Here is a 12,867-nt window from a genome sequence, read left to right as displayed (position 1 = left end):
TAAGCCATTTGATAATATCGCTATGTATACTTCTAATAGTTGGAGAATTTACTCAATTGGTATAAGCTGCCAGAGTTCCAGATAAACCCGAAAAAGAGGAATATACCTTGGATAAAAGAATTGAGCCTGAGCTACCAAGTATTACGCCCGATTTAGATCAGGTTGAAGCGTTTAAAGACTCTCTCAATCAAGCGAATAATAAGGTATCTACGTCGAACACCTCCTCCAAATCAAAAGCAATAAAAACCCAAAAAACAGGTGTCATAAACTGGATAAGCATTGCTGCCATTATTGCTCTGGCCGCATCAGTATTTGGGCTCTATGGGCAGCTTTCAGCAACACAAACGCAATTACTCGAATCAACAAAACGCATTGCCGAGCTTGAGCATACGCTCACTGCCACAGATGAAGAGATGGATTTGTCTGCAGGTGCAATGCAAGCAAAGTTGAACACACTTACCGAGCGCACAGACGAGCTTTGGTCACAGATGGATAAACTGTGGGCGTCAGCGTGGCGACGAAACCAATCAGAAATCAAAAAGCTTGAGGAACAAGCAAGTAATAATGCTAAAAGCCAAACCAGTACAACTACTAGGGTGGAAGCACTATCTCAGAGCCAAACGGAGCTTGCTTTAAAACTCTCGCTAATAGAAGAGCAACAGCAAGCAGCTAACGTACTCAAAAACCAAATTGCCGCAATCAATGATGACGTTGATCAGTTAAAGTCTCAAACGCAAAGCCGAGACTCGAAACAAATTGAGATCGGAGGAAGCCTTGCCCAAATAGAAATGACGCAAACCGCACTGGCAGAAAAGCTAGAGCGCTTGGAGCGTAGATTGGCGGCCGCGACCGTAACGCAACCTAGCACGAATTAACCCGTCATAATCAACAGCTACTTTAGTAACATGAGTTGGCTGCGAACTCACGCAACCAATTCAGCTTTTATTCTCTTCGGCATTCACAAAGTCCCTCGCCAGCTCATAAAATATAACGTAAAATACCCTACTACATTTCTGTATTTATTCGAGTGTAAGCTTTACGCTTAAATCAATACACATTACCTACTCAGGCATACTGTTTTGCCGATTGAGTATTTTTTGCTTGAAGGCAACTATGAAAAAGACATTTGAACTAATTCACCCGAAAATCAAACTTGAAAGACGCGTTGATGCGGTTAAGCATGAGCTTAAAAAATACCTAAAGCGCGAGCGCAACAAAACTCTGCCTGCAGGCGCTGATTATTGGGATTTTGATTGTAAGTTTGGTAATACAGAAGCAGAAGCCGAGCCAGTGCACCTATCACAACTAAACAAATTGATTGATAAAACGCAAACTGAAAACCTCACTTCCTTTTATGTTGAGATTTTAGCAAAGCCAGGCTATAGAAAATCAAACGATTTATCTGACGATGAGTTAGAAGACTACTAAACCCACTTCTGAAGGTCGAGCTTTAGCTAGACAACATCTGCTCTATCCCGAAAACGCAGATTGCTCGACCCCAGCAAAAACGTAGGTCGAGCTTTAGCCCGACAACACCAGCCCTACTCCTACAATACCAACTGGCACAAAATCAAGCGCATGATATAATCGCTCGTCGAATTTTTGCTGGCACTACTGCCAGTATAGTGAGAATTAAAAAGTATGAACGAGTCATTTGTAGCAATCGGATTAGTAAACCCTAAATCACCAACCAACGTGGGTGGCGTATTACGGGCCGCAGGTTGTTATGATGCGCAAGCCATCTACTTTAGCGGCAATCGTTACGCAAGGGCTGCAAAGTATCATACGGATACAAAAAACGTTGCCGACAATATTCCCATCAAACAAGTTGATGATTTCATCAGTTTAAAAGTAGCAGGCCGTGCGCTTGTCTGTGTTGAGCTGGTAGAGGGCGCAACCCCACTGCCACAGTTTACTCACCCCGACAATGCGTTATACATTTTTGGTCCTGAAGATGGCAGTCTGCCACAAGAAATCGTCGATGCCGCCGATGCCGTGGTGTATGTACCAACCATAGGCTGCATGAACTTAGCCGCGACAGTCAATGTGTTGTTATATGATCGCATGGCAAAACGTTCAACCGGGTTTGATGCCTCGCAGATACTCACCAGTCGCGATATCAATAACCGCCTAACGGTTGAATAAGCTTTTGCAGTAAACAGCTTTTTATTTTTGACTAACCTGGACTTTGACCGAGTAGTGATTTGCATTTTTTAAGCTTTGTAAGTCATCAAAATGCACGCCATGCTGGGCCATAACCGGACGTATTTTTTTACTTATTAATTGTCGAATATAAAATGGCTGATTAGGCACAAAGTGGTGGATCGTGTGCGTGCGGCCAAAATCAAAACAAAATAACTGAAATGGTAAAAACCAGCAACTGGTGATCACATGGGTCTGCTCTAACACATTATTCACCCCACCATAATAATGCATTGAAGATGTGACAAGGTTTAAAGATGCTGAACGGATCATATTAGGTATAATCAATACCACCATAAAGAACTCAGCAACCGCTAGTAAATCTGCTCCCCACCTAGGTAATTCAAATGGTTGTATAAATTGCAGCACGTAATAAGCAATCACACCATATAAAGTCGCAAAATAAGCCGTAGCAAGCGGAAAGCCAGCATTAAAGACTTGTAAAAACGTAAAACCCTTGACTTCTCGACTAAACTGCTTGGCATTCAATAATAAACCTAGCAATCCATCTGTAATGACCACAGCTCGCAACCAAAGAGATTGGATACCATTACCCACCAAGCGCTCTTCTAGGTCTTGTTCAGTGCCAGACACTTTATGATGATGTAAATGAATTTGCCTGCGATACCAAGGATTCACTGTATTAGGTCGCATCATCCACACTACTAACATCATAAAATGATATACGAATGGACGGTCACTAAAATACTGCTTGTGGATCAAATCGTGTTCAAGTTCATGAGAAATAGAAGTAATAAAAGCCGCCAACAGAATGCACAGCCATGCAGGAATAACGGCAAAATAGTAAAGCAAGGCAACGCCAATTAACGCAGTTAACGACAACAGCAAAATCACCATCGCAATGCTGTTTTGCCAGTTTAAAATAGGATAACGCGATCGAAGCGACTGCTCTTCGGCTTGGATAGCAGTCACTATCGCTTTGATATTCTGCCTAGCGGTTAATGTTGGCATTTATCGCTTTACTCACCTTTTGGTATCAAAATCATCGCGCAATCTCGTATTAGCTTAGTAGCGGCTTTATGCCGCGACAATTTTTAAAACTTTAATACAACGAAACACCCAAGCTCCGTGCTTCTATTGACTATCGTCCATCTCATACTGTTGTAGCAGCGGCTTTATGCCGCGACAATTTTTAAAACTTTAATACAACGAAACACCCAAGCTCCATGCTTCTATTGACTATCGTCCATCTCGTATTGCTTCAATATAGCCAGCATATTCTCTGGAATTGGCGATTTTTTCCCTGTTTTCATATTAAACATCACCACATTCGCATACCCCGTTGTGCATACTGCTTGTTGCGATTCACTAAAAGCCTCGTAGCGCATGGTAAAACGATCTTCTTTGATATCAGTGATATATGAACCAATATGCAAGGTATCTGGAAAAGTGACGGGTCGTTTATATTGCGCGTACGTATCACGCAAAACCGGACTATGGGTAGGCTCTGATAATACCGAAAGTAAGCCCGTTTGAGTCAAAAAATCGATTCGCGCAGTTTCAAAATAGCGAAAATACGACACGTTATTCACATGCCCCAATGCATCCATTTCTCCCCATACCACATTCACTTTGGTGGTGATTGCAAACTTTTCTAAAAACTCCTGCATGATATTGCCTTTAATTTTGTTTATTGAACTTGAGAGTAACAACTCATCGTACCAGCAACAAGGTTAACGAGATAATTTAAAGACAACTTGTCAAAACAAAGAAAGCAAAGCCAACATTTCACAGCACAACCTTGCGCCTCTCGCGTAGGTCGCCATTGATGCGACAAATAATACACCCACTCCCTTTGATTTCGACACAACGGTAAACATAAGCGCAACCCCTATCATTCAATCTCACAAAAAATTGACGCCTTTTGTGGGAGCAACACCCAAGACAAATCACTAATAATTTTTCTCAATACTTTCAATACATAAGAAAACAGCGGAGCGATATTTACTAGCTTGGTTTAAAAGATGCATATGAAATCAAAATCATAATTCAGCCAAAAAACATTACCAATATGAACAAAAGCACAAATACAGTTTATGTGTTGAGCGGTTACGCTAAATGCGCCATCACTCAGCAAGGAAAATACAAACTCGGCAATAAACACTCCATCGGCCTGCTGACCACAGATGAAAACTATGAAGATAACATCAGCAAGCTTAAGACCTTTATTAAAGATTTAGGTTGGGAGTCCATTACGTTTTGCATGGTCGAAACCGTTAACGACATCAGCACCCTACCCAACGATGTTTTGGTAGCAAGCTTTCTTCGTGCTCAACAAAATGGCCAATCATTAGTGGTAAACGATCTCCCCATTACCGTCCATTAAGGCGATAAGTGCACGCGTAGGAGCGGCTTCATACCGCGATCTTTTTATGGTTGCCGTCTGTGGCTACAAACAATTTGTAGCCGCGGCTCTATATCACAGCTTTTTTTAATCCAGTCTTCAACTTTGCTTTTATATCGCCTTGCCGACCAGAAGCAGCGGGCTATTCTACACTGACAAGAAGTTGATCAGGTAGGAGCGGCTTCACGCCGCGAGCTTTTGATGGTTTCCGTCTGTGGCTACAAACAACGTGTAGCTATGACTCTTTTAAATCCAATCTTTAACTTTGCCGAACTGCTCGTTAACCAAGCTTTATACGAAAAAGCTCGTTAATAGGCTTATCTACAAAATACTCCCATACATGTTTAAACACTGCATGTTGCGCTGGAAAAGGTGCGAGCTTCAAAGCTTCTTCTAAATTGCACCATTCAAAGTCAGTATGTTCATCGTTTAGAACCACTTCTTGATTGGCTGGACACTTGACTACAAATACAGGAATAACCTCAATAACGTTGGAATAGGATGCATAAAACTGCTCTAAAAATTGGCCATTGTACAGGTCCGTTACTTCTATCTGAGTTTCTTCATAAAACTCTCGAACAATGGTTTGCCAAGGTAATTCACCTTCTTCCATTGAGCCTGCGACATGACACCAGAAGCTACCTTTCGCTCGCTTCATCAATAGCATTTTTGTTTCGCCATTTATTTCCGACAATGCTACTCCGGAAACAATTGAATTATTTATTGGAATCATTTTTACACCTTATAAATCGCGATACTCGCAAACACCACGCGCAATGTGAGAAAAGCCGACAATCTAACCTAAGCTTTTATGTCGCAGCAACTAATCTGAGCGCTAAGTGTTGAGAACTAGCCTTGAGAGTACCTTTTATCGACACTTACTTTCAACAACGAGTCAAAACATTCAGCCCGCTTGAATTTGTTATACAAAAATTCAATTATTTACCGTGGTTGCTATTTAAGGCTACGAACAATTCGTTGCAGCGACTTTATGTCGTGACTTGTTTTTTGACCCCGCCCTGCAATTTTACCTTTCGTCGCTTCGGCGATGACAAGCAACGGACTAATCTATTCAACGCCGAGCTGAATTTGGTCGGGTGGGAGCGGCTTCACGCCGCGATCTTTAGATGATTACCATCTACAGCTACGAACAATTCGTAGCAGCGACTTTATGTGGTGACTTGTTTTTGAATCTAGCCTTCAACTTTACCTTTATATCACCTTGCCGACGATCAATAAGAGAGCTTAAATCATAAACAGCTATGCTCTTACTAACTCGCCAACAACGGTCACCCCCCTTAAAAACCCATTTCACAACCAGCGCCTATGCACTCAACACTATTGTCGTGTTCAAAGAATTCTAGGTCTTCGCTTTTGCTTACATCAACTATTTTTAGTGAGTTATTTAGAAGGTTTAGCTCTATTAAACTTACCTGTTTGCGCAAGTCTATCTTTTTGAGTTTATTATTCGGCAAAAAGAGTATTTCAAGCTTGGAGTTAGCTGTTAAATCGATAGTGCTTAAGCGGTTGTTGCCAGCGTATAGTGCAGCTAGGTTCTTATTATGGCTTAGGTCTAAATAGCTAAGTTGGTTTGCATCTAGATTTAGTTCGCTGAGCACCTTGAGCCTACTTAAATCTAGACTTTCTAACTGATTATTAGCAAGTTCAAGGTCACGAATACCACTCGGCATATTCACTTTTGTGAGCTTATTACCTGACAGGTTAAGTCGATACAACTCTGGGTTAGCAATACTCAACTCCCCTGTCAGCTTGTTATCATCTGCATCTAACCATTCAAGCTCACTGTTATTACTTACATCGACTTTTGAGAGCTTATTACCACTAAGCAGTGCAGTCTTTAATTTTGCGTTCTTACTAACATCAATACTGGTTAGATTATTTTGGCTCAAATCAACCATAAAAAGTTGCGTGTTGTGGCTTATGTCGATTTCTATAAGTTGATTTGGCTTTTTCTTCGCGGCAGGTCTGCTAGTGATACCGCCAATTTCACCCACAATAAAGCTATCACCCTCATTACTTAAGATTAATTTTTTTAAGTTGCTAAAATGCCTAAGTCCTTTGGCCGAGGTAACTCCGTAGTCACGACAGCGTATTTCAATCACCTCCCCTACTGTTTTATAGCCACTTTCTTGCAAACATTTTAAAAAGTTAGCGTCTGTAACCACGCTTTCTAATACCGTATTATCATTAGCCGAAACGACACTAACAATCCCAAGATTTAATGCAAGTAAAGACACAAAAGCGACTTTAAAGCGTGCAAAATTCCTTTTTAACATTATTTCACCTTCAATTTTAAACAGTATAATCAAGTGGTTGAGTCAGAGTTTTCACCACAAAAAATCAAAGAGTGCATAATACAGGTTATTTGAAACTTGTACCGATAAAAATAAGCATTAGTTATGAATTAAAAACTTTAAATTACATTAAGGCAAAGGTGCACACACGCGACAAGGTCAAGGTATCACCCACGACAAACAAATGACTAAGCTCTCCTATTTTAACTAAACCAAGTAGGAGCGGCTTCACGCCGCGATATTTAGATACTTGCTAGCGACTACGAACAATTCGTAGCAGCGACTTTATGTCGCGACTTGTTGTTTAAATCCAACCTGTAACTTTACCTTTGTCGCTTCGCCGGTGAGGCAAAACCAGAGAGGTACACTATTTGTCGCCATAAATGGCGACCTACGTAGAGATTTGATGTGAAGTCGCAGTTATTCATCGTTATAAGAGATCGCGGCGTGAAGCCGCTCCCACAAGCTGAGAAAAGAGCCAAACACGAGTCTTCACCATATTCACATCCACAAAAAAGCCGCCCTTTTTACAAAGGGCGGCTTTTCAATATTTGCTAAGTCGCGCTAAAGCGTGACTTACAAACCCTTACGCATCGCGATAGGTATCAACCGCTGGGCAAGAACAAATTAGGTTACGGTCGCCGTATACGTCGTCGATACGGGTTACCGTTGGCCAGAATTTGTCTTTTGCTACGCTTGGTACTGGGAATGCAGCTGCGAGGCGGTCATATGCACGGTTCCAGTCGTTGCTTAGTACGTCAGCTTGCGTGTGTGGTGCAAATACTAATGGGTTGTCTTCGATAGACCACTCGCCTGATGCAATCTTGTCGATTTCACCTTTGATAGAAACCATGGCTTCGATAAAGCGGTCGATTTCTACCTTAGACTCAGATTCCGTTGGCTCAACCATAAGTGTGCCCGCTACTGGGAACGACATTGTTGGAGAGTGGAAGCCGTAGTCTTGTAGACGCTTAGCAACGTCCATTTCGGTAATGCCTGTCGCTTCTTTCAGTGGGCGAAGGTCAACAATACATTCGTGGGCAACACGGTCGTTACGGCCACGGTATAGAATTGGGAAGTGCTCGCTCAACTTAGCCGTTAGGTAGTTAGCGTTTACGATTGCCATTTCTGTTGCTTGTTTTAGGCCTTCACTGCCCATCATCGCGATGTATGCCCACGAGATAGGTAGAATAGCAGCAGAGCCGTAAGGTGCCGCAGAAACCGCGCCGTTACCTACGTTTGTGCCTTCTACGTTGATCACGCTGTGGTTAGGCATAAATGGCGCTAGGTGCGATTTAACACCGATAGGACCAACACCTGGACCACCGCCACCGTGTGGAATACAGAATGTTTTGTGTAGGTTTAAGTGTGATACGTCAGAGCCGATTGAACCTGGGCTAGTTACCCCAACCTGCGCGTTCATGTTTGCGCCGTCCATGTATACTTGGCCGCCGTGCTGGTGCACGATGTCACATACTTCACGGATAGACTCTTCGTATACACCATGTGTAGACGGGTAAGTGACCATGATGCACGATAGGTTTTCAGCTACGTCTGCGGCTTTCGCGCGTAGGTCTTCCATATCGATGTTACCGTTTTTATCACAGTCAACCACAACCACTTTCATGCTTGCCATTTGTGCAGACGCTGGGTTTGTACCGTGCGCTGAACTTGGGATCAAACAGATGTTACGGTGACCTTCACCGCGAGACTCATGGTACTTACGGATCGCGATAAGACCTGCGTATTCACCTTGTGCACCTGAGTTTGGCTGTAGCGATACTGCGTCGTAACCTGTGATGTTCACAAGCCAGTCGTGCAGCTCAGTCATCATGATCTTATAACCCTCTGCTTGGTCGATTGGGCAGAACGGGTGTAGCTCTGCAAACTCAGGCCAAGTTACTGGGATCATTTCAGCGGTTGCGTTTAGCTTCATGGTACACGAGCCCAATGAGATCATTGAGTGGTTTAGTGCTAAATCTTTGTTTTCAAGACGCTTGATATAACGCAGCATCTCGGTTTCGCTGTGATAGCTGTTGAAGTTTGCGTGCGTTAAAATTTCGTCGTCGCGCACTAGGCTTGCAGGAATACCTGTGATGTTCTCGCCTGATACTTGTGCGTCTAGCGCATCTACATTTAGGCCGTGGTCGTCGCCTACAATGATGTCGAATAGCTCAGCTACGTCTGCACGCGTTGTGGTTTCGTTTACTGCAATTGAGTATTCGCCGTTGTGGTTAAGGGCAAAGTTCACGCCTTTTGCTATTGCACGCGCCACAACCGCTTGCTTGTCAGCGTCGTCCGCTTTAACGGTAATGGTGTCAAACCACGTATCGTGCTTAAGTGCCACGCCTTTTGCTTTAAGACCCGTGGCAAGAATGCTTGCAAGACGGTTAATGCGCTCTGCGATGATCTTAAGACCTTGAGGACCATGGTAAACCGCGTAAAACGCAGCCATGTTCGCAAGTAGCACCTGTGCAGTACAAATGTTTGAGTTGGCTTTTTCACGGCGGATGTGCTGTTCACGAGTTTGCATCGCCATACGTAGCGCGTCGTTACCTAAACGGTCTTTAGACACACCAATAATACGGCCTGGTAGTGAACGCTTGTAAGCATCACGCGTGGCAAAGAATGCCGCGTGTGGACCGCCGTAACCCATTGGTACACCAAAACGCTGTGCAGAACCAAGCACTACGTCTGCGCCTAGTTTGCCTGGTGCTTTAAGCAGCATTAGGCTCATGATATCTGCGGCAACACAGGCAATCGCTTTTTTGTCTTGTACTTGTGCGATTAGGTCAGTAACGTCAACCACTTCACCTGATGTTGTTGGATACTGGAATAGCGCACCAAAAATCTCGTGGTTAGCAGCGTCACTAGCAGGACCTACTACTACTTCAAAACCAAACTGCTCAGCACGCGTAGATACTACGTCGATAGTTTGTACATGTACGTCGTCGGCAATAAAGAAAATGTTTGCTTTTTTCGCTTTAGATACACGTTTTGCAAGCGCCATTGCTTCTGCCGCTGCGGTTGATTCGTCAAGCAGTGATGCACTGGCTAAGTCTAGGCCGGTAATGTCCATAGTCAGCGTTTGGAAGTTAAGTAGTGATTCCAAGCGACCTTGCGCAATCTCTGGCTGATAAGGGGTGTAAGCCGTGTACCAACCCGGATTCTCAAGTACGTTACGTAAAATAACATTAGGTACGTGAGTTGGGTGGTAGCCTTGACCGATGTAAGATTTGAAAACCTTGTTTTTGCTTGCTACTGATTTCAGGTAGCTTAGGGTTTCCACTTCTGTGCGGCTTTCACCGATCTGTAAGCCCTCTTCTAAACGAATTGAAGCAGGTACAGTTTGACCGATCAGCTCTTCAACACTAGATACTCCAAGAGCGCTTAGCATCTCGCTCACCTGTGCTGGGCTTGGCCCGATATGGCGGCGGATAAAATCTTGCTTTTGCTCTAACTGTTCAAGAGATTTGGCGTTTGACATTAGTCCAGGTTCCTATGATCCAAATGAAAAAGGTGAATACTGTTTTTATCTAAATGAGATACCTTGGTAACGGCAGTATTCTAAAAACGTTGGCATGAGCTCGTCATACCCTGAGCAAGCACCCTTGCCCAAAAAGCAACAATAAAAGCCCCTAAAAAGGGGCTTTTATTACTATCAACAAATTAATCTTCGTCGATTGAATTTGCGTAGCCTTCAGCGTCTAGTAGGTTATCTAGCTCAGACTCATCAGACGCTTTAATACGGAACAACCAACCGTCACCGTAAGCATCGTTGTTTACAGTTTCAGGCGCATCTTCTAGGTCTTCGTTTACCGCAATGATAGTACCGCCGATTGGTGCGTAGATGTCTGATGCTGCTTTTACAGACTCAGCAACCGCACAGTCTTCACCCGCGTCAACTTCATCGTCTACTTCCGGTAATTCAACAAATACCATATCGCCTAGAAGTTCTTGTGCGTGCTCAGTGATACCTACTGTGTACTCGCCATTGCCTTCAGCGCGAACCCACTCGTGTGAAGTAGCGTACTTTAACTCGCTAGGAATGTTGCTCATTTTTTTGTTCCTTTGGTCGGTTGCGATGTCACCCCGTGAGCGACATCAATGTTATTCTATTTATTATCTATAAAAACTAGATAATTGACTTGCCGTTACGAACGAAGCTTGGCTTAACTACTTTAACATCAACTAGCTTCTTACGCATTTCAACTTGTGCAGTCTCGCCAATTGAACGAGGTACACGCGCAAGCGCTACACTGAAGCCTAAAGTTGGTGAGAATGTACCAGAAGTAATAACACCTTCGCCACCTTCTACGATAACTTTAGAACCACCACGTAATACGCCTTTGCTTTCTAGGACTAAACCTACTAGCTTATCCGTGCTTTGCTCAGCACGTTGTTTAGTGATAGCTGCACGACCGATAAAGTCACGCTCCTCTGGCTCCCATGCAATTGTCCATGCCATGTTCGCTGCAAGTGGAGACACCGTCTCGTCCATGTCTGAGCCGTAAAGGTTCATGCCCGCTTCTAAACGTAGCGTATCACGTGCACCTAGGCCAGCAGGACGCACACCTGCGTCTAATAATTTTTGCCATAAGTCCGCCGCACCATCGTTGTGTACTACGATCTCATAACCCTCTTCACCAGTGTAGCCAGTTGTTGCGATAAATAGGTCGCCAGCTTGCACACCAAAGAATGGCTTCATGCCTTCAACAGCCGCTTGTTGTTGTTCGTCTAGGATAGTTGCTGTTTTTGCTTTTGCATTTGGACCTTGTACCGCAATCATCGCGTACTCAGGACGCTCTGTTACTGCCACATCAAAATCTGCAGCTACTGCACCGATATGTGCAAGGTCTTTTTCGCGTGTTGCAGAGTTAACGACTAGGCGATATTGCGTTTCAGTGAAGAAGTAAATGATAAGGTCGTCAATTACACCGCCCTGCTCGTTTAGCATGCCTGTGTATAGCGCCTTACCAGCCACAGTAAGCTTAGCTACATCGTTTGCAACTAGCTTTTGTAAAAATGCCTTTGCGTCTACACCTTCGATATCAACAATCGTCATGTGTGAAACGTCAAACATGCCCGCATCTTGACGCACCGCATGGTGTTCTTCAATTTGTGAGCCATAATTGATTGGCATTTCCCAACCGTGGAAGTCTACCATTTTCGCGCCAGCTTCTAGGTGCTTCGCGTGTAGTACTGTTTTAGAAGTCATACTTATCCTTCACTTTTTTACTCAGCCGCCATCGGTTGGCGCTGAGGGGGTTATTGTTATCGCGCTTGCGATAACTGCACGGAATTTATGAAACGAGTTTAAAACCAGCGTCAGTGAGCGTCGTTTGCCACTTATCTAATACAGCAGCTTGCGCAATCAACTGATACTGTTGCTGTTCGTCCACCAGCAAGGTCGTAATAAATACTTCACCGCTTTGCTTGCCATAGCAGGCATTTTTATCTGAGATCCTAAGGCCTGGCGTTAACGTAAAGTCACTGACTAAACGCTCAAACGCAAGCTCACCGCTTATGGTGGCGGCAACTAAATCATGACGGCGAACCAGTTCAATATCGAACTCGTCGGCATGGCTATCAATCAGTGTTGCCAGCTCAGCGGCTGCGCTTTCACTTACAACAAAACGGTAAGCCGTTTCACTAAAATAGTACACGGCGAAATTTTCGCCACTGTCTAGTTTACCTTGAAAACCCAAGCCAGGTGCCATTAACTTATTCAAGTTAAGTGCAAGAATTTGGCTTAAGAAAGGCGTGGTCTCAAAGCCGCTGAAATCGAGTACAACAACAGCATCAGTTGGCATGTAATGGTTTTGCGCCGGAACACTGCCCTGACGGTGCTTTGCAAAGATAATTGGCGTGACGCTCATGGCACTACCTTAGTGAAATTTCGATGAGCAAAAGTATAAGGATGCACAAACTCAACAACAAATTGTATTTACTTATCAATTGATAAATAATATTAATGTACTTGGG

General features: G+C 43.7%; 12 protein-coding genes. 4 read left to right on the top strand and 8 right to left on the bottom strand.

Annotated features, from left to right (window positions below; translation table 11 throughout):
* Positions 1-107 precede the first annotated feature (107 nt).
* The 3 genes from L1D50_RS08445 (at position 108) to L1D50_RS08435 (ending at position 2,145) form a co-directional block, all read left to right on the top strand.
* Complete coding sequence (locus L1D50_RS08445) at positions 108-875, top strand: hypothetical protein (protein WP_138521904.1); 768 nt, start codon at positions 108-110, stop codon at positions 873-875.
* Positions 876-1,113: 238 nt separating this feature from the next.
* Positions 1,114-1,428 (top strand): DUF6172 family protein, encoded by a 315-nt coding sequence (locus tag L1D50_RS08440; protein WP_010370561.1) that lies wholly within the window; start codon positions 1,114-1,116, stop codon positions 1,426-1,428.
* Between the two features lie 213 nt (positions 1,429-1,641).
* Positions 1,642-2,145 (top strand): RNA methyltransferase, encoded by a 504-nt coding sequence (locus L1D50_RS08435; protein WP_138521906.1) that lies wholly within the window; start codon positions 1,642-1,644, stop codon positions 2,143-2,145.
* Positions 2,146-2,166: 21 nt separating this feature from the next.
* Here the strand turns inward: L1D50_RS08435 and L1D50_RS08430 are convergent, their stop codons facing one another.
* Positions 2,167-3,174: a fatty acid desaturase gene (locus L1D50_RS08430; RefSeq protein WP_239965874.1), complete on the bottom strand. Its 1,008-nt coding sequence runs from the start codon at positions 3,172-3,174 to the stop codon at positions 2,167-2,169.
* A 221-nt stretch (positions 3,175-3,395) separates the two neighbouring features.
* A complete protein-coding gene (locus L1D50_RS08425) occupies positions 3,396-3,833 on the bottom strand; it encodes a thioesterase family protein (protein WP_138521910.1) in 438 nt (145 codons plus the stop codon).
* Between the two features lie 401 nt (positions 3,834-4,234).
* Between L1D50_RS08425 and L1D50_RS08420 the strand changes: the two genes are divergently transcribed.
* Positions 4,235-4,549 carry a hypothetical protein gene (locus tag L1D50_RS08420; RefSeq protein ID WP_239965873.1) on the top strand — a complete coding sequence of 105 codons (315 nt, stop codon included), beginning with the start codon at positions 4,235-4,237 and terminating at the stop codon, positions 4,547-4,549.
* A gap of 298 nt (positions 4,550-4,847) precedes the next feature.
* On the opposite strand, the gene L1D50_RS08415 is transcribed toward L1D50_RS08420, so the two are convergent.
* The 6 genes from L1D50_RS08415 to L1D50_RS08390 form a co-directional block, all read right to left on the bottom strand.
* Positions 4,848-5,300, bottom strand: a complete 453-nt coding sequence (locus tag L1D50_RS08415; protein ID WP_239965872.1) for an NUDIX domain-containing protein — start codon at positions 5,298-5,300, stop codon at positions 4,848-4,850.
* A 565-nt stretch (positions 5,301-5,865) separates the two neighbouring features.
* Positions 5,866-6,864, bottom strand: a complete 999-nt coding sequence (locus L1D50_RS08410) for a hypothetical protein (protein ID WP_239965871.1) — start codon at positions 6,862-6,864, stop codon at positions 5,866-5,868.
* Between the two features lie 604 nt (positions 6,865-7,468).
* Positions 7,469-10,369 carry an aminomethyl-transferring glycine dehydrogenase gene (gene gcvP, locus L1D50_RS08405; protein WP_239965870.1) on the bottom strand — a complete coding sequence of 967 codons (2,901 nt, stop codon included), beginning with the start codon at positions 10,367-10,369 and terminating at the stop codon, positions 7,469-7,471.
* A gap of 182 nt (positions 10,370-10,551) precedes the next feature.
* The gene (gene gcvH, locus L1D50_RS08400) at positions 10,552-10,941 is read right to left on the bottom strand and encodes a glycine cleavage system protein GcvH (RefSeq protein ID WP_095727220.1); all 390 of its coding nucleotides are present in this window, start codon (positions 10,939-10,941) and stop codon (positions 10,552-10,554) included.
* Positions 10,942-11,017: 76 nt separating this feature from the next.
* Positions 11,018-12,100: a glycine cleavage system aminomethyltransferase GcvT gene (gene gcvT / locus L1D50_RS08395; RefSeq protein WP_045990156.1), complete on the bottom strand. Its 1,083-nt coding sequence runs from the start codon at positions 12,098-12,100 to the stop codon at positions 11,018-11,020.
* A gap of 85 nt (positions 12,101-12,185) precedes the next feature.
* Positions 12,186-12,761 carry a hypothetical protein gene (locus L1D50_RS08390; RefSeq protein WP_010370535.1) on the bottom strand — a complete coding sequence of 192 codons (576 nt, stop codon included), beginning with the start codon at positions 12,759-12,761 and terminating at the stop codon, positions 12,186-12,188.
* Positions 12,762-12,867: the final 106 nt, after the last annotated feature.

The sequence above is a fragment of the Pseudoalteromonas sp. Isolate6 genome (genome assembly GCF_022398435.1).
Lineage (GTDB): Bacteria > Pseudomonadota > Gammaproteobacteria > Enterobacterales > Alteromonadaceae > Pseudoalteromonas > Pseudoalteromonas galatheae.
The sequence above is the reverse complement of the archived record's forward strand: the minus strand, read 5'-3'. Positions and strand labels throughout refer to the sequence as shown.